The organism is Nocardioides aromaticivorans (genome assembly GCF_013408525.1).
GTDB lineage: Bacteria > Actinomycetota > Actinomycetes > Propionibacteriales > Nocardioidaceae > Nocardioides > Nocardioides aromaticivorans.
The window spans coordinates 1,420,835-1,442,089 of record NZ_JACBZM010000001.1 but is presented as its reverse complement, the minus strand read 5'-3'; the positions used below and the strand labels follow the sequence as shown (position 1 = coordinate 1,442,089).

Below are 21,255 nucleotides of genomic sequence, written 5' to 3'. Positions count from 1 at the left end.
TGAGTCACGGTGTGACTCAGAAGTTCCCCACTTCGTCGTTCGGGCGAGGCTGGCCACGCCAGGCAATCTCCGCAGGGCAATCCGGGCAGGCGTGGGCGCAGCCACGCCACCCATGGCGGTGAAGGAGAAGATCGAGCCGCGACGCCGTGCGGCAAGCCCGCTCGAACACCTGCCCGTATCCGAGCCGCACCGTGTGCTCCCTGTCGACGGCGGCATCGAGGTCGCGATCGAGATCACGGTCCCGGTCGGCCACCGAGGAGTGGTCGAGGCGCCCGTCGAGCTCGACGATCTGGCGCCACCGCGGTCGCTCGCCGCCGTAGCGCACGTCGCGGAACAGCCGTCGCCCCGCGCTGTCGCGCGCCTCGACCTGGCGCAGCCCGCGCGGTAGGCCGTGCGGCCGCTCGACCCGCGTCAGGTAGCCGTGCTCGAGCACCGAGCAGGTTCCCTCCGCGACGTCGTTCAGCACCTGCGCCAGCCACTCGCGACGGTGCAGGCGTGCCGTCCCCCTGAGCGCGACGATCAGGCGATCCGCCGTCGTGCGGCGGCCGCCGCACGCGTCCGCGAGGACCGCGATCGCGGCGAGGTCGGTGGCCGCGTTGTCGGCGATCGAGAGGATCGCGTCGTCGTACCGCATGCGGAGCGGTCCGAGGTTCCACTGCACGACCTGCTCGAACCTGCGGATCCGGCGGACGTCCACACCCGGTGGCTGCCTGACCTTGCGTCGGTGGTCGACCACGATCTGGATCTCGGCGCGGCCGTCGACGCCGTGTCGACCCGGCCCCTCGTGGGCTCGGCGGGCGGACGCATCGGCGAGAGCGGCCGGCCAGCAGGCGAGCACGGCCGCCCACGCCCGCTGGCGCCACGTGAGCGGGCCGGTGTGGTCGACGTACACGCCGTCATGGATCACCGCCCATTCCCGCCGCCGGAGCCGCCGGCGTACGTCGTTCGCGCTGAGCCCGGCGGCGAGCGCCTGCCGCCTGCTGACGACGCCGTCCTGATCGGCCAGGATCCTCTCGATGGGGCGCATGCCGTGGCCCTGCCCGGCGCGGAGCGGCGCCACGCCTGCGCACTTGGGGGTGTGGAGAACTCCCTCGTTCGGAACCAACCGGCCCCCCTCGCCGGTCACACTGGGTGACCCGAGGAGGCGCCCGGCATGGACTTCAGTGCGTACGTCGCACAGCGACGCCCGCGACTGGTGCGGACCGTCGTGCTCCTCGGCTGCCCACCGGCCGACGCGGAGGACGTGGTCCAGGCCGCGCTGCTGAAGTGCTACCGGTCGTGGCCGCGGGTCGCGGCCGCCGACCACCCCGACGCCTACGTCCACCGGGTCCTCGTCACCACCCTGTACGACGCCCGGCAGCGCCGCTGGAACGGTGAGCTGCCGAGCGCCGACCTGCCCGACCGGCCCGGCGCCGACCCGGCCTGGGCCGAGGGCGTGGCCGTGCGGCGGGCGCTCGCCGCGATGAGTCCCGAGCACCGCGAGGTGCTCGTGCTCCGCTACTTCGCCGACCTGTCCGAGCGGGACACCGCCCGCGCGCTGGGCGTCGCCCCCGGAACCGTGAAGTCACGGACCGCCCGCGCGCTCCGGGCGCTCGCCCCGCTCGTCGCCACCGAGGAGACGCCATGAGCGAGGACGCCGTGACCGAGAGCGAGGCCCGCCGGCTGCTCGGCGCCGCGGCCGCGACCATCGAGGTCGACGGCCCGGCGCCGTTGACCCTGACCGGGCTGCCCGAGGCGCGCCGCCACCGACGCTGGTCGGCGCTGGTCGCGGTGGCGGCCTGCGTCGTGCTGGTCGCCGGCGCCGCGTGGGTCGTGGCGCGGCAGCTGGGTGACGGGAGGCAGGTGCCGCCGGAGCCGGCGCAGCGGCCGAGCATCGGAGAGCGACGGAGCGAGGACCCGGCGGTGCGACGGGAGCCGTCGCCTGCCCGCTCCGCGGCGACGGACCGGTTCATCCGGTGGGCGCGCAACGGTCAGAGCCCACCGAGGTTCGCCGACCGCGTCCGCCGGATGACGGGCGGCTTCTCCCCGCCGTGGGTCGACGAGCCGACGGACCGCGCCCGGTGGTCCGGGTGCTCGGGGCTCGGCTTCCCCGACTGCGGCATCGATCCGGTCGCGCGCATCTTCCACACGAAGGGCGAGCTCCAGGTGGAGGCCGGCCTCCCGGGCTGCGGGCACGACGACACCCTGCCCCCGGCGTACCGCGCGGCGACGAGCGACGTGGTGCGCGTCTCCGGGCCCGGCACGGCCTGCGACGGCTGGTACGTCCTGCTCTGGATCGACGAGGGTGGCGCCATCTATGGCGTCATGTGACGCCACAATGCCCTTGACTTGACGTCATTGTGACGTCATAGTGATGCACATGGACATCACGCCGTACGTCGACAGCCTCCGCCGCGACCTCCAGGCCGCCGCCGAGAGCGCCGGCCCCGAGGCGCGGGAGATCGCCGAGCGGCTCGGCTACGCGCTCGACCCCGCGGTCCGGCTCGCGGTGATGGAGGCGATCAGCCACGCTGCCGCCGAGATCACCGCGGCGATGGCCGACGGCAGCGTCGACGTCCGCCTCGACGGGCGCGACCTCGACTTCGTCGTCGACGCCGGTCTGCCGGCCACGCCTCCGACGCCGGCCCCGCCGGCGGCGCCCGTGCCGCCGGTGCCGCCCGCGGGCGAGGACGAGGGCCTGGCCCGGGTCAGCCTGCGGCTTCCCGAGTCGCTCAAGAACCGCGCCGACGACTTCGCCGCCCAGGCCGGCCAGTCGCTCAACACCTGGCTGGTCAACCTGATCCGCGGCGCCACCAGCGAGCGGGCGATCCACGTCGACGTCGACCTGTCGAGCGTGCCGTTCGGCGGCGACTTCCCCTTCTCCAGCAAGCCGGGCAACCGCCGGATGACCGGCTGGCTCTGACCATCCCCCAGATCCCAAGGAGCACGACATGAACGGCGAACCCCTCGTCCGTACCTTCGAGACCCCCGACCCCGTCCACCTGTACGTCGAGAACGGCTCCGGCCGCGTCGTCGTGGTCGCCACCGCCACCTCCACCACCCACGTCCGCGTCGCGGGCGTCCGGGCCGAGGAGGCGACGATCACCCACGACCGCGGCAAGGTCAGCGTCCTGGCGCCGAAGTGGCGTGCCGGCGGCCTGTTCCGCGGCGACCAGTCCCTCGACATCGAGGTCGAGGTCCCGACCGGCAGCCAGCTCGTCGTGAAGAGCGGGAGCGCCGACATCGACGTGACCGGCGAGGTCGCGGCGACCCGGATCAAGGCCGGCTCGGCCGGCGTCCGCCTCGACCGCATCTCCGACAGCGCGGTCATCGACACCGGCTCGGGTGACGTCGCGATCGCGGCCGTCGCCGGCGACGTCCGGATCCGCAGCGGCTCGGGCGACATCGTGCTCGACGCCGCCGACGGGGTCGCCTCGATCTCCACCGGGTCCGGTGACGTCCGGATCGGCCACGCCTCGCGCTCGGTCGTCGTCAAGACCGGGTCCGGCGACCTGGAGGTCCTGGAGTCCGAGGACGACATCGCCAGTACGACGGGATCGGGCCGCCTCACCGTGCGCAACGCCCGCCGCGGACGGATCAGCGCCAAGGGTGCGTCCGGCGACATCCTCGTCGGCGTCCCGGTCGGGACGCCGGTGTGGACCGACATCACCACGATCACCGGCCGGGTCAGCTCGACCCTGCCGTCCGCGGGCCAGCCCGAGCCGGGCGCCGACCACGTCGAGATCCGCGCGACGACCGTGTCCGGTGACGTCGCCCTCGTCCCCGCCTGACCCGCCCGATCCAGTCCGATCCCGTCAGAGGAGAGAACGATGTTCGAGATGCTCCACGAGCAGCGTGTCCGCCAGGACATCGACGACCGGGTCCGCCGCGCCAGCCGCCAGCGCCTGGTCGCCCGGGCCAAGGCGGCCCGGTCCCGCCGGACCACCAGCGCCTTCTGAGGCGTTGCCGGAACCGGTCGGGCACGACGTGACGCCCGTCGCACCTCCCTCGTTGCTCCTCCGGGTCCGCAAGGGCCCGGAGGAGGGAGATCCCGATGAACGTCCGCCTGCCGCGCCCTGCCGCAGCCCTGGTCACCGCGGTGCTCGCCGCCGCGGTCGCCGTCCCCGCGAGCAGCCCGGCGCTCGCCGTACCGGATGCGGCGCCGGCCGCCGCGACGCCGACGGCGCCGATGGCGACGCAGGCCGCCGCGACGGGCTGGACGCCCCGTCCCGAGCAGTACGCGAAGACGGTCACCACGCGTGACCTCGCGATCCGGATGGACGACGGCGTCATCCTCCGCGGCGACCTGACCCGCCCGGCCACGGCCGACGGCAAGCCGGTCGCCGCCCGCCTCCCGGTGATCGTGACGATCACCGCCTACAACAAGACCCTGCTCTCCGCCGGCGGCGGCGCGGTGCTGTCCGGCGCCGACCCGGCCTACCTGGTCAAGCGCGGCTACGCCCAGCTCACCGTCGACGCCCGCGGCACCGGCTCCTCGCAGGGCCAGTGGGCGGCTTTCAGTGCCCGCGAGGGCAAGGACGCCGGCGCCATCGTCGAGTGGGCCGCCACCCGGTCGTGGAGCAACGGCAAGGTCGGGATGACCGGTGCGTCGTACATGGGCATCTCGCAGCTCTTCGCCGCCGCCCGCCAGCCGCGGGGCCTCAAGGCGATCTTCCCGCAGGTGCCCGCGGCCGACGTCTACCGCGACGTCGTCGCCTCGGGCGGCCAGATCGACGTCGGGTTCATCCCGCTGTGGCTCGGCCTCGTGACCGCGACCGGCGTCTTCCCGCCGGCGTACGGACTGCAGGAGCCGGAGGCCGGCTTCAAGATGGCCACCGACCACCTGATGGGTGGCCTCGGGTTCACCCTGCCGCTCGCGGTCCAGGCGCTGCTCGGCGGCGACCCGGCGTACGACGGGCCGTTCTACCGCGAGCGCTCGCCGATCTCGGTCATCGACAAGGTGAAGGTGCCGACCTTCCTCGTCGGCGGCGAGCACGACCTCTTCCAGCGCGGCACCCCGCTCGACTTCGAGCGGCTGCAGCGCAACGGGGTCCCGGTGAAGCTCATCCTCGGCCCGTGGGACCACCTGCAGGGCTCCTCCGGCGCCGAGGTCCCCAAGGCCGGCTACGGCACGCTCGCCGAGCTGCAGCTGCGGTGGTTCGACCACTACATCAAGGGCCGCGACGGGCAGCTCGACAAGATCGCCCCGCTGACCTACTACGAGCAGGGCTCCGGCCGCTGGGTGAAGCGCGACAGGTGGATCGCCTCCGACCTGTCGGCCCGCCAGTACAAGCTGTCCGGGACGTCCAGCGTCGGTGGCACCTCCGGCCGCCTCGCCACCGGTACGCCGGCCGCCGGCACCTCGATCGTCCCGCCGGTCCCGGTCACCGGGCTGTGCACGCGCTCGGCCAACCAGTGGACCGCGGGCGTGCCGAGCCTGCTGCTGAAGGACTTCCCGTGCTTCACCAACAACCGGTTCAACGACCTGGGCGGCCTCACCTTCGACACCGCGCCGGTGTCGACGCCGGTCCGCTTCCAGGGGCCGATCAACGCGCGCCTCTACGTCTCCACGCCGACCGGTGACGGGATGCTGTCGGTCGCGGTCGAGGACGTCGCGCCCGACGGTTCGGTCAGCCGGATCACCGGCGGTTGGCAGGTCGTCTCGCACCGCACGCTCGACACGACCAGGTCGCGCTACCTCGACGGCAAGCTGATCCAGCCGTGGCACCCGTTCACCAAGGCGACCCAGAAGAACCTCGCCTCCGGCCAGGTCGCGCCGGTCGACGTCGAGGTCTTCCCGACCGGTGCGGTCGTCCAGCCCGGCCACCGGCTCCGGGTCGCCGTGCAGGCGTTCGACGTCCCGCACCTGCTCTCGCCGCTGACCAGTCTGCTGGGTCAGCTCGTGCCGCTGACGGTGCACACCGGTCCGTCGTACCCGTCCTCGGTGACGCTGCCGGTGCGCCCCTGACCGCCCCGGGTGGTCACGAGCGCATCGAGACGCCCTCGCGCCAGTAGCCCATGAACGCCACCTGCTTGCGGTCGAGGCCGAGGTCGTTGACCAGCTTGCGGCGCAGGCCGGTGACGACCTTGGACTCGCCGGCGATCCAGGCGTAGAGGCCCGCGAACGGCGACCCGTCCGTGGGTACGGCAGTCGCGTCGGCCACCTGCTCGCCGGAGGACGAGTAGACGGGGGTCTCCCAGAGGTCGGGGTCGATCTCGTCGTCGCCCACGGTGATCGCCTCGGCCGGCGCACTGCCGGTCAGGTGGGCGAGGACGGCGGCGTGCAGCTCCTCGCCGCGCGCGCCGCCGTTGCGGGGGAGCCAGGTCACCTCGACGCCCGGGGGCGCGACGACGTCGTCGAGCACGTCGCCGTCGACGGGCACCTCCAGGAAGGCCGCGCCGCTCGCGTCCGCCGGCAGGTCGCGCAGGATGCCGCGGATCGCGGGCGCGGCGGTCTCGTCGCCCACCAGCAGCAGCCGGTCGGCCGCGCCCGGCGACCACTCGATGCCGCCGAACTCGTGGCCGCGCCGCGGTGCCATGACGACGAGCCGCTGCCCGGCCGCGGCCTGCAGGGCCCACCGGTTGCCCGCACCGTCGAGCGGGTCGTCGTGGCCGCTGGCCTCGTGCACCACGATGTCGACCACGAACCGGGTGTCGGCGCCCTCGCCGACGACGTCGCGGATCGTGTAGGTCCGCATCGAGCCGCGCTCGTCCTCGGGGATCTCCATCCACGTGGTCCACCAGGACTCGTCGGCATCGGCGAACGACGGCAGCGTGCCGGCCGCGTTCGGGAAGACGATCTTGATCCGCTGGTCGAGGACCGGGCCCGGGGTGCCGAACTCGGCCAGCTCGGGGCCGCCGAGCTCGATCCGCACGAAGGACGGCGAGACACGCTCGGCCCGCACCACCTCGAGCTCGGTGAGCAGCATCGGCAGGCTGGCGACGTACGTGTTCTCCACGGTCATGAGGTCAGGCTAACCTAACCTCGGTGACCGCCTCAGATCGAGGTGCGGTGGAAGTTCTGGAACGAGCGCGACGGCGTCGGGCCGCGCTGGCCCTGGTAGCGCGAGCCGTACTTCTCCGAGCCGTACGGGTGCTCGCTCGGCGAGGACAGCCGGAAGAAGCAGAACTGCCCGATCTTCATGCCCGGGTAGAGCTTGATCGGCAGCGTCGCGACATTGGCGAGCTCGAGCGTGACGTGGCCCGAGAAGCCCGGGTCCACGAAGCCCGCGGTCGCGTGGGTCAGCAGGCCCAGCCGGCCCAGCGACGACTTGCCCTCGACGCGCGCGGCGATGTCGTCGGGCAGCGTGACGACCTCGTACGTCGAACCCAGGACGAACTCGCCCGGGTGCAGGATGAACGGCTCGTCACCCTCCGGCTCGACAACGCGGGTCAGGTCGGACTGGTCCGCCGCCGGGTCGATCGAGGGGTACTTGTGGTTGTCGAAGACCCGGAAGAACCGGTCCAGCCGGAAGTCGACCGACGACGGCTGCATCAGCCCCGGGTCGTAGGGCTCCAGGCCGATCCGGCCGGAGTCGATCTCGGCGGTGATGTCACGGTCGCTGAGCAGCACGGACCGCACCCTACCTGCCGGTGCCGGTTGCGAGTGGCCCTGATCACGGGCGCAGAATGCTGAGGTGACCTTCAGCAAGTACGTCGCACTGGGCGACTCGTTCACCGAAGGCGTCGGCGACCCCGACCCGGCCCGCCCGAACGGCCTGCGCGGCTGGGCCGACCGCACGGCCGAGGGCCTGGCCGCCGCCGCATCCGCCGCCGGCAAGGACTTCGGCTACGCCAACCTCGCCATCCGCGGCCGCAAGCTGCCCGCGATCATCGACGAGCAGGTCGACGCCGCGCTCGCCCTCGGCCCCGACCTGGTCTCCATCCACGGCGGCGGCAACGACGTGCTGCGGCCCAAGGTGGACATCGACGCCCTCGCCGCCACCTACGACGACGCGATCGGCCGGATGAGCGCCGCCGGTGCCCACGTCCTGATGTTCACGATCGCCGACCCCGGCCTCAACGGCGTCATCAAGGTGATCCGCGGCCGCACCGCCATCTTCAACGAGTGGGTCCGCGAGATCGCCGAGAAGCACGGCGCGAGCATCGTCGACATGTGGCGGATGAGGGACTGGACCGTCGCCGAGGTCATGGACGACGACCGCCTCCACCTCAACGCCGTCGGCCACCAGAAGATCGCGATCGCCGCCCTGGACGCCCTGGGCGTCGCCCACGACCTCCAGCCGATCGCGCCCGCCGTCGTACCCGTCCTCAGCGCGCGCGAGCAGCGTGCCGCCGACCTGGCCTGGGCCCGGACGCACCTCGCGCCGTGGGTCCAGCGCCGCGTCACCGGGCGCTCCTCCGGCGACGGGGTGGAGCCGAAGCGTCCCTCCCTCGCACCCATCGGGTAGCATCCTCCACGCTCCGCGAAGGCGGGGCATGCGGATGTAGCTCAGTTGGTAGAGCGTCAGCTTCCCAAGCTGAATGTCGCGAGTTCGAACCTCGTCATCCGCTCTGTTTGATGGCGCGAGCGCGTCTTCGCGAAGGCGGGGGCAGCAAGCTGCCGGAGCTTCGCTCCCGCCGCGCTGCCGCGCCGCGGTTGTCTCCGGCGGATGGCTGGGTTGGTCTGGCGGCAAGCCGACACTGCAGCCCACCGGGCGCGAGCGCGCCGCCGGTCGAGTTGGCCGTTTGGCCCGTCGAGTTGGCCGTTTCGTCCGTCGAGTTGGCCGTTTGGCCCGTCGAGTTGGCGGTTTGGCCCGTCGAGTTGGCGGTTTGGCCCGTCGAGTTGGCCGTTTCAGCCCGTCGTACGACGACCGCGGACGAAGTACACGACCGGCAGCACGCCCGCGGAGTTCACGAAGGTCAGGGCCGCGGCCCAGGCCTTGCGGGAGCCGCGTACCTCCTCGGCCGTCCGGCGCTTGAGGTCGATGAGCGCGACTGTCTTCAGGGCGCCGTCGATCGCGCCGACGACGAGGATCGCCTTGCGGGCGCGGGGGTCGAGGTCACTCCATCGCTTCGCCATGGCCCCAGTATCGGAGGTCACTGGTGAGACCCCTTGCCGAAAGGCGTGCCGAGGCGGTCTCATGGCGCATGGCCATCTCGGAGCCGCCACCGTTCACGTTCACCCCGCGCCCCTCGCACGGGGTGGGGCTGACGCTCGCCCAGGCCCTCCTGCTGGTCGGTGGCGTGCTCGCCGGCTACGGGATCGGCTGCACGGTGATCGACGCCAACGAGGACGCGCCCGCGGCCTATGTCGCCGGCGACGACATCGGGATGATCACCATCGGCGGCCTCGTGGTCGCTGTCGTCGGCTGGGTGATGTGGTCGTTCATGGCCGACAGCCACCCGCTCTCCGTCGGGCAGCTGCACGCGTGGGGGACCGCCCTCCCGGCCTCGGCGATCGGCCTCCTCCTCGCGGCCCGGGAGCTCGGTGTCGCCGGCGGGTACGTCGTCGGCGCGGCCGGCCTCGCCGCGGCCGGTGCCGTCGCGATGGTCCTCGCCTCCGCGCGTGCACGACGGCGCCGTCGCCGCTACCGCCGCGAGCTGGACCTGATCGCCCGCGGTGCGGCGGTCCCGGCCACCGTGCTCGACTCGGGCCTCGATCCCCATGACGTCGAGGAGGCCTCGAACGTCATCACGACGGTGACGTTCGGCTTCGTCATCGGCGACCACACCTACCGCCTGCACCGGCGGATGACCGTCCCGCAACACGGCATCCTGCTGGACGGCCAGCGCACGACGGTCTGGTACGACGCCGACGACCCGATGGACGACGAGGCGATGGTCGTCGCGATCCAGCACGCGCTGCGGTGGAACGTCCCGTTCCCGCGCGTCGTGGATCGGCCGCCCGCCGTCCCTTCCTGACGACGGGCGCCGACGAAGGGCCGGGTCTCAGCTGGGGTTGCAGGCCTGGCCGGGTGACGGGACGAAGGCCTTCAGGTGCGCCCGGACGAAGGAGCCGTAGCTCTGGACGCCGTGGTAGCGGTCCTTGCCGCCGGGACTCTGGTTGCCGCGGACGGCGAGGACGTCGTCGTCGAAGCCCTCGGGGTTGCCCTCGACGGCATCGGGGGTGTCCTGTCCCGAGAAGACGCACTCGGATGCCGCGTGCGTTGGGGCCGGGATGTCCTCGCCGTTGCCGTTGACCTCGCCGGCGTACGCGGTGCCCGACACGCCGATCGCCAGCCCAGCGGCGGCGGCGAAGCTCACCAACAGTCTCTTCATGACGCGTTTGCCCTCTCTGGTGCCGGGCTTGGGGGCCAAGCCCTCCGGTCCTCAGGCTAGGCGCGTCCGGCCGACTTGTCCGGCCCACCAGGGCTATCGGATCCGTGCAGTCTCCTAGGCTTCGGGCATGGCCTTCACCGGTTTCCCCGTCGCCGCCCTCGACTTCTACGACGACCTCGAGGTCGACAACACGAAGTCGTTCTGGGAGGCGCACAAGGACGTCTACACCGAGCAGGTGAAGGCGCCGATGGTCGCGCTGACCGACGCGCTGGCCCAGGAGTTCGGGCCGGCGAAGGTGTTCCGCCCCTACCGTGACGTGCGCTTCGCGAAGGACAAGACGCCCTACAAGACGCACCAGGGTGCCTTCGTCGGCGTCGCCCAGGCCACCGGTTGGTACGTCGAGGTCGCGGCCCCCGGCGTACGGGTCGGTGGTGGCATCTACGAGGCCGGCGGCGAGCGGCTGGCGGCGCTGCGCGAGGCGATGGCCGACGACAAGACCGGCAAGGCGCTGCAGCGGATCCTGCGCGACCTCGAGAAGGGCGGCTTCGAGGTCGCGGGGGAGCGGCTCAAGACCGTGCCCCGGGGCTACGACAAGGAGCACCCCCGCATCGAGCTGCTGAAGATGAAGACCGTGCTCGGCATGCGCTCCTACGGCTTCGAGCCGTTCGTGCACACCGCCGAGCTGCTCGACCGGGTGCGCGACGACTGGCGCCGGCTGCGCCCGCTGGTCAACTGGATCGAGGCCGCGACCAGCTGACGCCGTCGATCACCCGACGCGACGCAGGAATGCGTCGAGGTTCTCGTTGAGTCGGGCGACCTTCTGCTCCGGCGTCAGCGACTCGGGGAGCTTGCCCTGGTCGGTCACCCGCTTGCCGCGCACGTACAGCGAGCACTGCAGGTCGGCGCAGATGTAGGTGCCGACGGAGTCGCCGTTCTGGCCGGCCTTCCCGGCCCGCGGCGCGACCAGCAGCACCACGCCGCCGGCGGAGTGCGGCGTGAGGCAGATCGTGCACAGGTTCTTCCGCGGTACGCCGCCGCTCCCGTCGGACGCCCGCAGCACCACGCCGGTCAACGAGCCGGCCCGCTCCGCGACGAGGTAGGCGCGCGTCCGCGACTGCGGGTCGCGCCAGCCGAGGAAGTCCAGGTCGTCCCACGGCAGGTCGGTCAGCTGGCGCGGCACGTTGAGCCGCTTCGCCTCGCCCTTCGAGCAGTTCACGAAGGAGGCGCGGATCTGTTGCTCGGTCAGGGGGCTCACGTCGATCCACCCTAAGGAACGGCGCCACCCGTTTTCCGCCGCCCGCGGCGAACGACGGGTGCCCGGCTACAGCACCGACGGGAACGTCGCGTCGACCTTGCTCCTGGTGCACGTGAACGTCGCGCTCGCGCACTGCACGAGCTCGTTGCCCTCGAACCAGTAGATCGTCTTCTCGTCGAGCGTCCACGCCCAGTTGAGCCAGTTGGAGTCGTCGGGACGGGCGGCGAGCCGGGCGACGTACTTCCCGGTCGCGAGGTCGAGCACGCCGATCCTGGTGTCGGCGGTGCTCGCATCGCCGTCGCTCAGCTCCCTGGTGGCGTAGGTGTTCCGGGGACTGAGGCCCCAGTCCCAGCCGCGGAGCACCATCCTGCGGGTCTCGAGGTCGATGACGCCCGGCTTCGCGGCACCGGCCTCGACGTAGTTCTCGTTGCCGCCCTCGACCACGGCGTAGCGGCTGCCGATGCTGCGGACGTACTTCAGCGGCGACCGGGTGACCTTGCCGCTGGGCCAGTCGATCTCGAGAGTGCTCGCGAGCTCGCTGCTGTGGAGCCAGATCCGGTCGCCCTCGATCGAGAGCTCGGTGGCGTCGTCGTAGTCGGTGCTGATCGCTGCCCGCTCCTTGCCTGTCGCGGGGTCCAGCACGTGCACGACACCGTCACCGGGCTGGACCTTCGCCCACGCGACCACCGACTGCGTGGGGTCCGCAGCGACCTGGGCTTCCTCGGGGATGTCGAGGTCGGAGACCGAGCCGTCCGGGGTGACGTAGACCGTGCCTCCGTCCCAGGAGGTGATGACGACGCCGTCGCTGGTCCGCCACGCCTGGCCGTCCTCCTGGCCGCTGTCGACCTCCTCGCCTCCCGGGAAGTGGACCGTCGCCCCGTCCCGCCAGGCGATGCCGTCGCCCAGCGGAGCGGCGTCGGGGGCGGCCGGGTCGTCGTCGCCGCAGGCCGCGAGCGGCACGAGCAGCAGGAGGGCGGGAGCGGTGCGGAGGAAGGTGCGGCGCATGGGCGCATCCTGTCCTGCGGCTGGTCGTGCCAACCCTTCTCAGTCGCGGACGAATTGGTCGACGAGCGCGTTGACCCGCGCCGGGTCCTCCAGTGCGGCGAGGTGGGCGACGCCGTCCAGCACCTCGAACCGTGCGCCCGGGATGGCCTGCGCCATCGCCCGGGTCTCCGCGACCGGGAAGGTCGCGTCGTCCCGTCCGGCGACCACCAGGGTGGGCGCGGTGATCGAGGCCAGCAGGGCCCGCTGGTCCGGCCGGTCCGGTACGACGCTGCGCACCGCCCACGCGCCCGAGGTGATGTCGACCGACTCGATGCTGCGGCGTACGGCCGCGACCACGGTGGGGCGCTCGCGCATCGTGGTCGGTCCCAGGAAGGCGGCGAGGGCGCGGGACGTGAGCGGCGGGCGGATGCCGCCGAGGAGGCGCGCCACCCGGAGCATCAGGCCGAACTCCAGCCGCTGCCGCCGGCCCGCCGGCGAGGCGGTCGCATTCATCAGGACGGCGTGCCGGACGCGGTCGGGGTGGGTGGCGGCGAAGGTCGCGCCGACCATCCCGCCCCACGAGTTCCCGACGACGTCCGCGGACTCCGCCCCGAGGGCGTCGAGGACGGCGGCGATGGTGTCGGCGCAGGCCGCGAAGGTGAAGGGCGCGGTGAGCGGCTCGCTGCCGCCGTGGCCGGGCGGATCGACGAGGACCACCCGGTGGGTCGCGGAGAAGTGCGCTGCCTGGCCGAGCCAGAGGTCGCCGGTCATCAGCAGGCTCGGCCAGAAGAGCATGACCGGGCCCTCGCCGCCGACCTGCACGCGCAGGCGGCCGAGCGGGGTCGGGACGTGCTGCTCGACGAGGTCGGTCACCGGGCCAGCATGCCCGACCCCGACCGCAGCGGACCTCAGCCCGCGGCGGTGAAGCTGGCCATCGTCCGGTCGGGCTCCCAGAACGCCTTCATCGACTTCACCCGGCCGTCGTCGTCGACGACGTAGACCATGATCAGGTCGGTCGTCGTGTGCGAGCCGTCGGCGAAGGACGTCCGGATCCGCCCGATGTTGGCGCAGGTGTTGCTGCCCGGGTTGGCGAACGAGTCGTTGATCTGGAACTCGAAGGTCGCGATCGGCGCGATCGCCTTCTCCCAGAACGCCGAGATCCCGGCGTGGCCGTGGTGGCCCTTGCCCTCGGGGTCGAACATCGACGGGCCGACCGGGTCCTCGAGGACCGCGTCCTCGGCGTACACCGTCAGCCACTCGGCGAGGTCGCCCTTGGCCACGGCGGAGTAGGAGCGCTGCGAGGCCGCGCGCGCCGGGTGCGGGTCGTTCGGGGCATTCCAGACGATCGCGTCGGAGGTGATCATGCGGGCCATCGTAGGCCCAATCTAGAACAGGTTCTACCTCTCGGGGTGACGGTTGTCACCGAGCCCCATGCCGTCCCGTCACCGACGGTTCACGGTCCGCTCATCGACCGGTGCCACCGTGCTGGCATGGCCAAGAAGCTCAAGGCGTGGATCCACGTCGGCATGCCGGGCGCCGGCGACGTGATCGAGCCCGCGCTCGCCCACCACCACGAGGCGCTCGTCGAGCTCGGTGTCGCCTCCGTCGCCCGCACGCCCGCGGAGAGCTTCCGCGCCGGCGTCGAGATGACCCGCTCCCACAAGGCCTGGGGCCTCAAGCGCGCCGACGTCGAGGGCCAGTGGACCCGGCTCGTCCGGCGCGCGCAGAGGACGAGGGCCGACCTCGTCTTCAGCCAGGCCCTGCTGGCCTCCGCGACGACCGAGCAGGTCGCGCTCCTCGTCGACGCGCTCGCCGGCCACCAGGTGCACGTCGTGGTGACGACCGGCAACGACGACGAGGCCGCCACCGTCGGCCGCTGGTCCGCCGCCGTCCGGAAGCCGGAGCGCCTCCACGTGGTCGAGACCGACGGCATGGAGCCGGCCGACGTCTGGAAGGCGTTCGGCAGGCTCGTCGGCTTCGGTACGACGTCGCTCCGGCTCGACGCGGTCCCCAACGCCACGCCGGTCGTGCAGTCCCTGCCGGACGCCCGGCGCGAGCTCGAGCGGCTCGCCCGCCGCAACGCCTCGCTCGAGGTCCGGCTCGAGGAGCTCGACCGCAAGCGCCGCAAGCTCAAGAAGAAGCTCGGCAAGCAGCTCGACGACGTCGCCTGACCGGCCTCGGCCCGGCGCCGGCGCTCAGCTGACCGACACCGTCAACGGGTCGCTGCTGTCGTTGGCGTAGCCCGGCACGTCCGAGAGCGTGACCGTCCAGGTCCCGCTCGCCTTGGGGAACACCCGTGCGGTGAAGGTCCCGGTCGCCGTCGTCGTCACCGACGACACCAGCGTGGTCGTGCTGCTCCCGGTCGCCTTGAAGGTCACCTTCACGCGCACGCCGGACGCCGGCGACGTGGCGCCGGCGTAGGTCCGGGCGACGCTGCCCGAGATCGTCACCGACCCGCCCGCCGCGACGGAGGAGGCCGAGGCGCTGGCGGTGACCGCCGTGGCCCAGGTCCCGGCGGTGACCGTCCCGACGGAGGCGCTGGCCGCCGGCTGGCCGGTGGTGCCCGCGAACGACACGGACAGGGCGCCGCTCACCTTGAGCGCGACCGTCGCGGTGAAGGTGCCGTCGGCCTTCGTCGTCCCCGAGCCGACCCGCACCGCGGTGCCGCCCGGAGGCGTGACGAGGACGCTGACCGACTTGCTCGCCAGCGGTGTCTCCGTGCCGCCGGCGTCGCGGCGCAGCGTCCCGGTCACCACGACCGACTGGCCGTAGCCGACGTCGGTCTTGTCGACCGCGCCGGTGACCAGCGTCGCCGGCACCTCCACGGTGATCGTCCCGGCGTCCGCCGTCGCCCCCGTGTACGACGTCCCCGCGGGCAGCGACACGCTCACGGTGCCGGTCGCGGTGGGCTTCACGGCGAGCGAGAACGTCCCGTCCGTGGTGGTCTTCGCGGTGCCGAGGGAGAGCACCTTGCCGGCCGGCGTGGTGAGCCGCGCCGCCAGGCTCACGCCCGACGGCACCACGGTGGCGCCGCCCGCCGTGGCGGTGAGGGTGCCGGAGAGGGTGACCGGGTCGCCGTACCAGACGCTGTCCTCGGCCAGCTCCGCCGTCGCCGAGGTGGTGCACCGGGCCGGGGACGCGACGAGGGTCGCCGGCCCGGCGGCGGCGTACACGGTGCCGGCGGTGGTGCGGCCGCGGTAGGTCGTGCTGACGGTGGCCGTCTGGGGCTGGGTCGCGATGCCGGTCGTCGCGGTGACAGGGGCGCCCGCGCTGGCCGGCGCCGTCATCGTCGCGGTCTGCTTGGTCAGCGAGGTCGCCAGGCCCTTGACCGGCCGGCCGCTCGCGGTGTCGACGACCGTGGCGGTGAGCGGGAACGCAGCGCCGGTGCACACGGCGGCGGTGCCGCCGTCGGCGGGGGACTGGCCCGCCGCGCCGAGCGCGATCGTCACCGGCCGGGCGGTGCCCGTCGCGAAGGTCAGCGGGCTGGTCACCGACTTCGTGGCACCGGTCGAGTCGGTGATCGTCGCGGTGACGGTCGTCGCGGTGCTGGTGGTGGCGTTGCAGGCCACCTCGGTCTGCAGCGCGGTCGGGGCCGTGAAGGTGCAGTCCGCCTTCGCCGACCTCCACTGCACGCCCGTCACCGTGCGACCGGTCGGGAGGGACGGCGTCACCGACGCCTGGGTGCCGAGACCGGGGACCGCCGGGTTGTTGACCGCGATCGATGCCCCGAGCACGGTCGGCGCACCGGGCGTCCCGCCGCCGCTCCCGTTGCCGCCGCCGATCAGGAACCGCGAGTCGGCAGCGTTCCAGTGGCCGTCGAGCCAGCTGCCCGGGTCCGGGTACGTCGAGTAGTAGTCGTCGTTGTTGCAGTCGAGGAGGTACTCCCGCTCGGCCGGGCACACCTGCTGCATCGCGAACCCGCCGCCGTCGGCGTAGCACATCGTGTCCGACTCGTCCCAGCAGTGGCCGGCGCGGGTGCCGTGCGGGGCGGTGCTCATGACGCCACCGAGCGTGTGGAGCAGCTCGTGCGCCTCGACCGAGTGCTGGGCGGCGCCGTCGCCGAAGCCCCAGCAGCCCGCGTCTATGCGGGCGTACTGCGCGTAGCTGCCGTTGTTGGGGTTGCCCTGCCCGTCGGCGTCGTTCGGGTACATCGACGCCACCCCGCACAGGACGGTCGCGTCGGTCCACATCAGGTACTTGCGGGCGGGGTCGGTGTAGCCGAGCGCCTGCACCGCCGAGACGGTCGCGCCGAAGGAGGTCATCGAGCCGGCCGGCACGGTCACGTTGAGCACCCGTGCGACACAGGTGCCGCCGGCGGCGTCGGTGACGAAGCGGACGTGCCGGACCCCGCCGGTCAGGGCCGCCGAGCGGTTCATCACGTCGTCGACGCCGGCCGCCCAGAGCTGGAAGCTCGCCTGCAGTGCGGCGAACCGGTTCGTCCGACCGGCCTCGACGACGTACATCGCCTGGGTGCGGTAGCCGCTGCTGCCATCGCCCTCGCAGGTCACGGCCGGGCTGGCGGCCGCCGCCTGGGCCGGCGCGGGCACGCCGAGCTCCTCGGCCGCGGCGTACGCCTCGGCACCGCCGCCGTCACGCTGCCTCAGCTCGGCCGTCGAGACCGGCTGGGTGGGGTCCACGCCCGGCGGCGCCTCGTCGACGTGCTGGCAGGCGCCGGGAAGCGTCCAGTCGAGCGTGTCACTCGTGGGGCAGCGCTCCTCCTGGGTGGGCGCCCCGGACATCCCCGTGACGGCCGGTACGACGAGGGCGAACCCGAGGGCGAGGGCGAGCAGGACACGGCGCATGCCAGCCGCATCGGTGGCTCAGCAGAGGGGCTGAGCGAACGGGCCCGAAGTCGAGACCGGGTCCCAAGCCGGCGAAGCCGGGCTCGCGCACCCGCTCGGGAGCTGTCGGCTTGCCGCCATGCCAGGTCTTGACCTACGGAGGTCGACTGCGGCGCGGCAGCGCGGCGAGAGCCGTCACCGGCAGCTTGCTGCCCGCCCTGCGGCGAAGCCGCGCTCGCGCAAGACCAACGGCGCGGCAGCGCGGCGAGAGCCGTCACCGGCAGCTTGCTGCCCGCCCTGCGGCGAAGCCGCGCTCGCGCAAGACCAACGGCGCGGCAGCGCGGCGGGAGCGTAGCGACGGCAGCTTGCTGCCCCCTGCCGGAGCGGAGACGCGCTCGCGCAAGACAAGGCGAAGACGCGCTCGCGCACCCGCTCGGGAACTGTCGGCTTGCCGCCATGCCAGGTCTTGACCTACGGCGGTCAACTGCGGCGCGGCAGCGCGGCGAGAGCCGTCACCGGCAGCTTGCTGCCCGCCCTGCGGCGAAGCCGCGCTCGCGCAAGACCAACGGCGCGGCAGCGCGGCGGGAGCGTAGCGACGGCAGCTTGCTGCCCCCTGCCGGAGCGGAGACGCGCTCGCGCAAGACAACTAGTGGGGGGCCCAGGCGTCCTCGTCGGCGGTCCGCGAGGTGACGGCGTCGGGGAGCTGGCCGTCGGCGAGCTGCTGGATGGAGACGTCCTCGAAGACCTCGCGCAGGGCGCGGCGGGCCGCGATCCAGACGTGCTGGAGGACCTCGGCGGACTCGTTGTAGTTGACCGCCTCGGGACGCAGGCCGTAGACGGAGACGAGGGGGCCGTCGACGGCGCGGATCACGTCGGCGACCGAGACCGTGGCCGCCTCGCGGGCCATCCGCCAGCCGCCGGACTGGCCGCGCTGCGACATCACGATGCCGGCGCGGCGGAGGTCGGCGAGGATCGCCTGGAGGAAGCCGTGGGGGATGTCCTGCAGGCGGCCGAGCTCCTCAGCACTCACGGCGCGGCCGTCGGACCGCTCCGTCATGGCGATGAGGGCGCGCAGGGCGTAGTCGGACTTGGCGGAGACGCGCATGGGTCCAGTCTCGCAGATTGGTCGACCGAATCACTCGATCCAGTCGTCCCGGTGGCGATTCCAGTGGCGGGGACGTGCGCGGGGCCGGTGTGAGCGATTCGTCGTACTCCGTGCTTGCCGCCTGTTAGCACCGCCCGTATCATTGAAGTTACTGGCGAGTAGCCGCCAACCAACGAAGCATTCCGATCTGGAAACGGTGGGAACAGTGAGCCACTACAAGAGCAACCTGCGCGACATCGAGTTCAACCTCTTCGAGCTCTTCAACGTGCAGGACTACCTCGGCACCGGCCTCTACGAGGAGATGGACGCCGACACCGCGCGCGAGATCCTCTCCGAGGTGGAGCGCATCGCCCGCGAGGACCTCGCGGCGTCCTTCGTCGACTCGGACCGGAACCCGCCGGTGTTCGACCCGAAGACCAACACCGCGCCGCTCCCGGCGTCGTTCAAGAAGTCGTACGACACCTGGATGGAGTCCGGCTTCTGGGGCCTGGGCCTGCCGGAGGAGATCGGCGGCACCACCGCGCCGCCGTCGCTGGTGTGGGCCAGCGGCGAGATGGTGCTCGGCGCGCAGGCGCCGATCTGGATGTACTGCACCGGTCCGTCGATGGGCTCGGTCGTGTTCAAGAACGCCAACGGCGTCGAGCGCGACATCCGCATCGCCGAGATCATGGTCGAGCGCCTCTGGGGCGCCACCATGGTGCTGACCGAGCCCGACGCGGGCTCCGACGTCGGCGCGGGCAAGACCTACGCCACGCCCAACGAGGACGGCTCCTGGAACATCTCCGGCGTCAAGCGCTTCATCACCAGCGCCGAGTCGGACCTGCAGGAGAACATCATGCACCTCGTCCTCGCCCGCCCGAAGGGCGTCGAGGGCATCGGTGGCCCGGGCACGAAGGGCCTCTCGCTCTTCCTGGTCCCGAAGTACCACTTCGACCACCAGACCGGTGAGCTGACGGGCGAGCGCAACGGCGTCTACGTCACCAACGTCGAGCACAAGATGGGCATCAAGGTGTCCAACACCTGCGAGCTCACCTTCGGCGACCCGCAGGTCGGCGGCGGCGAGCCCGCCCAGGGCTGGCTGCTCGGCGAGGTCCACGACGGCATCCGCCAGATGTTCGACGTCATCGAGAACGCCCGCATGATGGTCGGCACGAAGGCCATCGCGACCCTCTCGACCGGCTACCTCAACGCGCTCGAGTACGCCAAGGAGCGCGTCCAGGGCGCCGACCTCACGCAGTCGGCCGACAAGGCCGCGCCGCGCGTGACGATCACGCACCACCCCGACGTGCGTCGCTCGCTGATGACCCAGAAGTCCTTCGCCGAGGCGATGCGCTCGCTGGTCATCTTCACCTCGACCTGGCAGGACAAGGTCCAGCTCGCCAAGGCCGCCGGTGAGCGCGACGAGCTGGCCGAGGCGGTCAACGACCTGCTGCTCCCGATCGTGAAGGGCTACGGCTCGGAGCGCTCGTGGGTGCTGCTGGGCACCGAGTCGCTGCAGACCTTCGGCGGCTCGGGCTTCCTGCAGGAGTACCCGATCGAGCAGTACGTCCGCGACGCCAAGATCGACACCCTGTACGAGGGCACGACGGCGATCCAGGGCCAGGACTTCTTCTTCCGCAAGATCGTCAAGGACCAGGGCAAGGCGCTGGGCCACCTCGCGGCGGAGATCAAGTCGTTCATCGAGTCCGAGGCGGGCAACGGCCGGCTGAAGAACGAGCGCGAGCTCCTCGCGAACGCGCTGGCCGACGCCGAGGCGCTGGTCGGCCTGATGATCAACGACCTGATGTCCGCGCAGGACGACATCAAGAACATCTACAAGGTCGGCCTCAACACCACCCGCGTCCTGATGGCGCTCGGTGACGTGGTCTGCGCCTGGCTGCTGCTCCGCGGCGCCGAGGTCGCGCTCACCAAGCTCGGCGGCGACGCCGGCTCGGACAAGGCCTACTACGAGGGCAAGGTCGCTGCCGCCCAGTGGTTCGCGCAGCTCAACCTGCCGCGCGTGTCGGCCGAGCTCACGATCGCCAAGGGCACCAACCTCGACGTCATGGAGCTCGACGAGGCTGCCTTCTGATCCGCTGAAGCACCCGTACGACGGCCGTCCGCTCTGCCGGGGCGGCCGTCGTCCTTTTCGCGGCCACCCGCTGGTTCCCGGGCGCCGGTGCGGGGTAGGAAGGGCGCGTGACGCAGCCGCCCCCGGACCAGCAGCCGACCCAGCACGCCCCGCAGCAGCGCCCCTCGCTGGAGAAGGGCGCTCCCGGACCGGCGCCGCAGCAGCCGCACCAGCCGCAGCCGCCGGTCGCGCCGGGTCCGCAGCAGCCGCAGCAGCAGTGGCCGGTCGCCCCGCCGCCGAACCCGTACGGCAGCGGCGGCGGCTGCCCCCCGTACGGCAGCGGTCCGGGCTACGGACCGGGCCCGGGCTACGGAGGCCCCGTCCCGCCGTCGAGCGGCGGCAGCGGCAAGGCCATCGCGATCATCATCGGCGCGATCGTGCTGGTCGTGATCCTCTTCTGCGGCGGCATCATCGCCGCGATCGCCGTGATCGCGAACAACGTCGAGGACTCCATCGACGACTGGGACCCGGCCCGCACCGGGGGCCGCGACAACCCGATCACGGTCGACGTGGGCGAGGACTTCGAGATCGACGGCGTCGAGTACGCCCAGGGCTGGCGGGTCCAGGCGCCGGAGGACGAGTACAGCGGCGAGACCATCGTCGGCCTGGAGGCGACCAACGAGCGCGACGACGGCTCTAGCGAGTACGCCTACCTGACCTTCACCTTCGTCGACGGCAGCGACGTCGAGGTCGGCCAGATCACCTGCTCCAGCGACGGGCCGATCGCCAACGGCAACTCCGAGGAGCTGTCCTGCTACGGCTCGGACCGGCTCGACCGGGCCTACGACCACATCGAGGTGTCCGCGTCGTAGCCGCGGGC

Annotated in this window: 23 protein-coding genes and 1 tRNA gene; 13 read left to right on the top strand and 11 right to left on the bottom strand. The window is 72.4% G+C overall.

Annotation, left to right across the window (positions count from 1 at the left end; genetic code table 11):
• Window positions 1-16 precede the first annotated feature (16 nt).
• Window positions 17-1,027, bottom strand: a complete 1,011-nt coding sequence (locus tag BJ993_RS06860) for a type IV toxin-antitoxin system AbiEi family antitoxin domain-containing protein (RefSeq protein ID WP_179648186.1) — start codon at window positions 1,025-1,027, stop codon at window positions 17-19.
• Between the two features lie 126 nt (window positions 1,028-1,153).
• On the opposite strand from BJ993_RS06860, the gene BJ993_RS06855 reads away from it, so the two are divergent.
• The 6 genes from BJ993_RS06855 to BJ993_RS06835 all read left to right on the top strand — a co-directional run bounded on the left by BJ993_RS06855 (window position 1,154) and on the right by BJ993_RS06835 (window position 5,947).
• Complete coding sequence (locus tag BJ993_RS06855) at window positions 1,154-1,627, top strand: SigE family RNA polymerase sigma factor (protein WP_179648185.1); 474 nt, start codon at window positions 1,154-1,156, stop codon at window positions 1,625-1,627.
• Window positions 1,624-2,310 (top strand): hypothetical protein, encoded by a 687-nt coding sequence (locus BJ993_RS06850; RefSeq protein ID WP_179648184.1) that lies wholly within the window; start codon window positions 1,624-1,626, stop codon window positions 2,308-2,310. The genes BJ993_RS06855 and BJ993_RS06850 overlap by 4 nt, the downstream gene beginning before the upstream one ends.
• Window positions 2,311-2,359: 49 nt before the next feature.
• Window positions 2,360-2,902: a hypothetical protein gene (locus BJ993_RS06845; RefSeq protein WP_036549579.1), complete on the top strand. Its 543-nt coding sequence runs from the start codon at window positions 2,360-2,362 to the stop codon at window positions 2,900-2,902.
• 28 nt (window positions 2,903-2,930) lie between these two features.
• Window positions 2,931-3,770 carry a DUF4097 family beta strand repeat-containing protein gene (locus BJ993_RS06840; RefSeq protein ID WP_179648183.1) on the top strand — a complete coding sequence of 280 codons (840 nt, stop codon included), beginning with the start codon at window positions 2,931-2,933 and terminating at the stop codon, window positions 3,768-3,770.
• 39 nt (window positions 3,771-3,809) lie between these two features.
• Window positions 3,810-3,938, top strand: coding sequence for a hypothetical protein (locus BJ993_RS25700; RefSeq protein ID WP_257026830.1), 129 nt, complete (start codon window positions 3,810-3,812; stop codon window positions 3,936-3,938).
• 95 nt (window positions 3,939-4,033) lie between these two features.
• Window positions 4,034-5,947 carry a CocE/NonD family hydrolase gene (locus BJ993_RS06835; protein WP_179648182.1) on the top strand — a complete coding sequence of 638 codons (1,914 nt, stop codon included), beginning with the start codon at window positions 4,034-4,036 and terminating at the stop codon, window positions 5,945-5,947.
• A 13-nt stretch (window positions 5,948-5,960) separates the two neighbouring features.
• Here the strand turns inward: BJ993_RS06835 and BJ993_RS06830 are convergent, their stop codons facing one another.
• Both BJ993_RS06830 and dcd read right to left on the bottom strand, forming a co-directional pair.
• Window positions 5,961-6,944: a siderophore-interacting protein gene (locus tag BJ993_RS06830; RefSeq protein ID WP_257026829.1), complete on the bottom strand. Its 984-nt coding sequence runs from the start codon at window positions 6,942-6,944 to the stop codon at window positions 5,961-5,963.
• A 32-nt stretch (window positions 6,945-6,976) separates the two neighbouring features.
• On the bottom strand, window positions 6,977-7,552 hold the full coding sequence (dcd, locus tag BJ993_RS06825; protein WP_036549574.1) for a dCTP deaminase: 576 nt from the start codon (window positions 7,550-7,552) through the stop codon (window positions 6,977-6,979).
• Window positions 7,553-7,616: 64 nt separating this feature from the next.
• On the opposite strand from dcd, the gene BJ993_RS06820 reads away from it, so the two are divergent.
• Both BJ993_RS06820 and BJ993_RS06815 read left to right on the top strand, forming a co-directional pair.
• Complete coding sequence (locus BJ993_RS06820; RefSeq protein WP_036548878.1) at window positions 7,617-8,390, top strand: SGNH/GDSL hydrolase family protein; 774 nt, start codon at window positions 7,617-7,619, stop codon at window positions 8,388-8,390.
• Window positions 8,391-8,420: 30 nt separating this feature from the next.
• A tRNA-Gly gene (locus tag BJ993_RS06815) sits at window positions 8,421-8,493 on the top strand.
• Window positions 8,494-8,773: 280 nt separating this feature from the next.
• Here the strand turns inward: BJ993_RS06815 and BJ993_RS06810 are convergent.
• Complete coding sequence (locus BJ993_RS06810; RefSeq protein ID WP_179648181.1) at window positions 8,774-9,001, bottom strand: DUF5652 family protein; 228 nt, start codon at window positions 8,999-9,001, stop codon at window positions 8,774-8,776.
• 68 nt (window positions 9,002-9,069) lie between these two features.
• On the opposite strand from BJ993_RS06810, the gene BJ993_RS06805 reads away from it, so the two are divergent.
• Window positions 9,070-9,843 carry a hypothetical protein gene (locus BJ993_RS06805; protein ID WP_179648180.1) on the top strand — a complete coding sequence of 258 codons (774 nt, stop codon included), beginning with the start codon at window positions 9,070-9,072 and terminating at the stop codon, window positions 9,841-9,843.
• Window positions 9,844-9,870: 27 nt separating this feature from the next.
• Here BJ993_RS06805 and BJ993_RS06800 read toward each other — a convergent pair whose 3' ends face one another.
• Window positions 9,871-10,200: a hypothetical protein gene (locus BJ993_RS06800; protein WP_179648179.1), complete on the bottom strand. Its 330-nt coding sequence runs from the start codon at window positions 10,198-10,200 to the stop codon at window positions 9,871-9,873.
• A 127-nt stretch (window positions 10,201-10,327) separates the two neighbouring features.
• On the opposite strand from BJ993_RS06800, the gene BJ993_RS06795 reads away from it, so the two are divergent.
• Complete coding sequence (locus tag BJ993_RS06795) at window positions 10,328-10,957, top strand: DUF2461 domain-containing protein (RefSeq protein ID WP_179648178.1); 630 nt, start codon at window positions 10,328-10,330, stop codon at window positions 10,955-10,957.
• Window positions 10,958-10,966: 9 nt separating this feature from the next.
• Here BJ993_RS06795 and BJ993_RS06790 read toward each other — a convergent pair whose 3' ends face one another.
• From BJ993_RS06790 to BJ993_RS06775, 4 genes are all read right to left on the bottom strand, one after another.
• The gene (locus BJ993_RS06790; RefSeq protein ID WP_036548865.1) at window positions 10,967-11,455 is read right to left on the bottom strand and encodes an FBP domain-containing protein; all 489 of its coding nucleotides are present in this window, start codon (window positions 11,453-11,455) and stop codon (window positions 10,967-10,969) included.
• Between the two features lie 66 nt (window positions 11,456-11,521).
• Window positions 11,522-12,460: a YncE family protein gene (locus BJ993_RS06785; protein WP_179648177.1), complete on the bottom strand. Its 939-nt coding sequence runs from the start codon at window positions 12,458-12,460 to the stop codon at window positions 11,522-11,524.
• A gap of 39 nt (window positions 12,461-12,499) precedes the next feature.
• Window positions 12,500-13,312: an alpha/beta fold hydrolase gene (locus tag BJ993_RS06780; RefSeq protein ID WP_218864626.1), complete on the bottom strand. Its 813-nt coding sequence runs from the start codon at window positions 13,310-13,312 to the stop codon at window positions 12,500-12,502.
• Between the two features lie 35 nt (window positions 13,313-13,347).
• Window positions 13,348-13,803 (bottom strand): nuclear transport factor 2 family protein, encoded by a 456-nt coding sequence (locus BJ993_RS06775; protein WP_179648176.1) that lies wholly within the window; start codon window positions 13,801-13,803, stop codon window positions 13,348-13,350.
• 126 nt (window positions 13,804-13,929) lie between these two features.
• On the opposite strand from BJ993_RS06775, the gene BJ993_RS06770 reads away from it, so the two are divergent.
• A complete protein-coding gene (locus BJ993_RS06770; RefSeq protein ID WP_036548856.1) occupies window positions 13,930-14,610 on the top strand; it encodes a hypothetical protein in 681 nt (226 codons plus the stop codon).
• Between the two features lie 24 nt (window positions 14,611-14,634).
• Here BJ993_RS06770 and BJ993_RS06765 read toward each other — a convergent pair whose 3' ends face one another.
• Together BJ993_RS06765 and BJ993_RS06760 are read right to left on the bottom strand one after the other, a co-directional pair.
• A complete protein-coding gene (locus tag BJ993_RS06765; RefSeq protein ID WP_179648175.1) occupies window positions 14,635-17,241 on the bottom strand; it encodes a hypothetical protein in 2,607 nt (868 codons plus the stop codon).
• A 625-nt stretch (window positions 17,242-17,866) separates the two neighbouring features.
• On the bottom strand, window positions 17,867-18,325 hold the full coding sequence (locus BJ993_RS06760) for an RrF2 family transcriptional regulator (RefSeq protein WP_107778511.1): 459 nt from the start codon (window positions 18,323-18,325) through the stop codon (window positions 17,867-17,869).
• A 205-nt stretch (window positions 18,326-18,530) separates the two neighbouring features.
• On the opposite strand from BJ993_RS06760, the gene BJ993_RS06755 reads away from it, so the two are divergent.
• Both BJ993_RS06755 and BJ993_RS06750 read left to right on the top strand, forming a co-directional pair.
• Window positions 18,531-20,396: an acyl-CoA dehydrogenase gene (locus BJ993_RS06755; protein ID WP_179648174.1), complete on the top strand. Its 1,866-nt coding sequence runs from the start codon at window positions 18,531-18,533 to the stop codon at window positions 20,394-20,396.
• 107 nt (window positions 20,397-20,503) lie between these two features.
• Window positions 20,504-21,247 (top strand): hypothetical protein, encoded by a 744-nt coding sequence (locus tag BJ993_RS06750; RefSeq protein ID WP_179648173.1) that lies wholly within the window; start codon window positions 20,504-20,506, stop codon window positions 21,245-21,247.
• The last annotated feature ends 8 nt before the right edge of the window (window positions 21,248-21,255 follow it).

Bases quoted from the DNA above. Each gene is read 5' to 3' on its own strand.
- BJ993_RS06860 (WP_179648186.1), bottom strand. From the start codon at position 1,027: ATGCGCCCCATCGAGAGGATCCTGGCCGATCAGGACGGCGTCGTCAGC.
- BJ993_RS06855 (WP_179648185.1), top strand. From the start codon at position 1,154: ATGGACTTCAGTGCGTACGTCGCACAGCGACGCCCGCGACTGGTGCGG.
- BJ993_RS06850 (WP_179648184.1), top strand. From the start codon at position 1,624: ATGAGCGAGGACGCCGTGACCGAGAGCGAGGCCCGCCGGCTGCTCGGC.
- BJ993_RS06845 (WP_036549579.1), top strand. From the start codon at position 2,360: ATGGACATCACGCCGTACGTCGACAGCCTCCGCCGCGACCTCCAGGCC.
- BJ993_RS06840 (WP_179648183.1), top strand. From the start codon at position 2,931: ATGAACGGCGAACCCCTCGTCCGTACCTTCGAGACCCCCGACCCCGTC.
- BJ993_RS25700 (WP_257026830.1), top strand. From the start codon at position 3,810: ATGTTCGAGATGCTCCACGAGCAGCGTGTCCGCCAGGACATCGACGAC.
- BJ993_RS06835 (WP_179648182.1), top strand. From the start codon at position 4,034: ATGAACGTCCGCCTGCCGCGCCCTGCCGCAGCCCTGGTCACCGCGGTG.
- BJ993_RS06830 (WP_257026829.1), bottom strand. From the start codon at position 6,944: ATGACCGTGGAGAACACGTACGTCGCCAGCCTGCCGATGCTGCTCACC.
- BJ993_RS06810 (WP_179648181.1), bottom strand. From the start codon at position 9,001: ATGGCGAAGCGATGGAGTGACCTCGACCCCCGCGCCCGCAAGGCGATC.
- BJ993_RS06805 (WP_179648180.1), top strand. From the start codon at position 9,070: ATGGCCATCTCGGAGCCGCCACCGTTCACGTTCACCCCGCGCCCCTCG.
- BJ993_RS06800 (WP_179648179.1), bottom strand. From the start codon at position 10,200: ATGAAGAGACTGTTGGTGAGCTTCGCCGCCGCCGCTGGGCTGGCGATC.
- BJ993_RS06795 (WP_179648178.1), top strand. From the start codon at position 10,328: ATGGCCTTCACCGGTTTCCCCGTCGCCGCCCTCGACTTCTACGACGAC.
- BJ993_RS06785 (WP_179648177.1), bottom strand. From the start codon at position 12,460: ATGCGCCGCACCTTCCTCCGCACCGCTCCCGCCCTCCTGCTGCTCGTG.
- BJ993_RS06775 (WP_179648176.1), bottom strand. From the start codon at position 13,803: ATGATCACCTCCGACGCGATCGTCTGGAATGCCCCGAACGACCCGCAC.
- BJ993_RS06770 (WP_036548856.1), top strand. From the start codon at position 13,930: ATGGCCAAGAAGCTCAAGGCGTGGATCCACGTCGGCATGCCGGGCGCC.
- BJ993_RS06765 (WP_179648175.1), bottom strand. From the start codon at position 17,241: ATGCGCCGTGTCCTGCTCGCCCTCGCCCTCGGGTTCGCCCTCGTCGTA.
- BJ993_RS06760 (WP_107778511.1), bottom strand. From the start codon at position 18,325: ATGCGCGTCTCCGCCAAGTCCGACTACGCCCTGCGCGCCCTCATCGCC.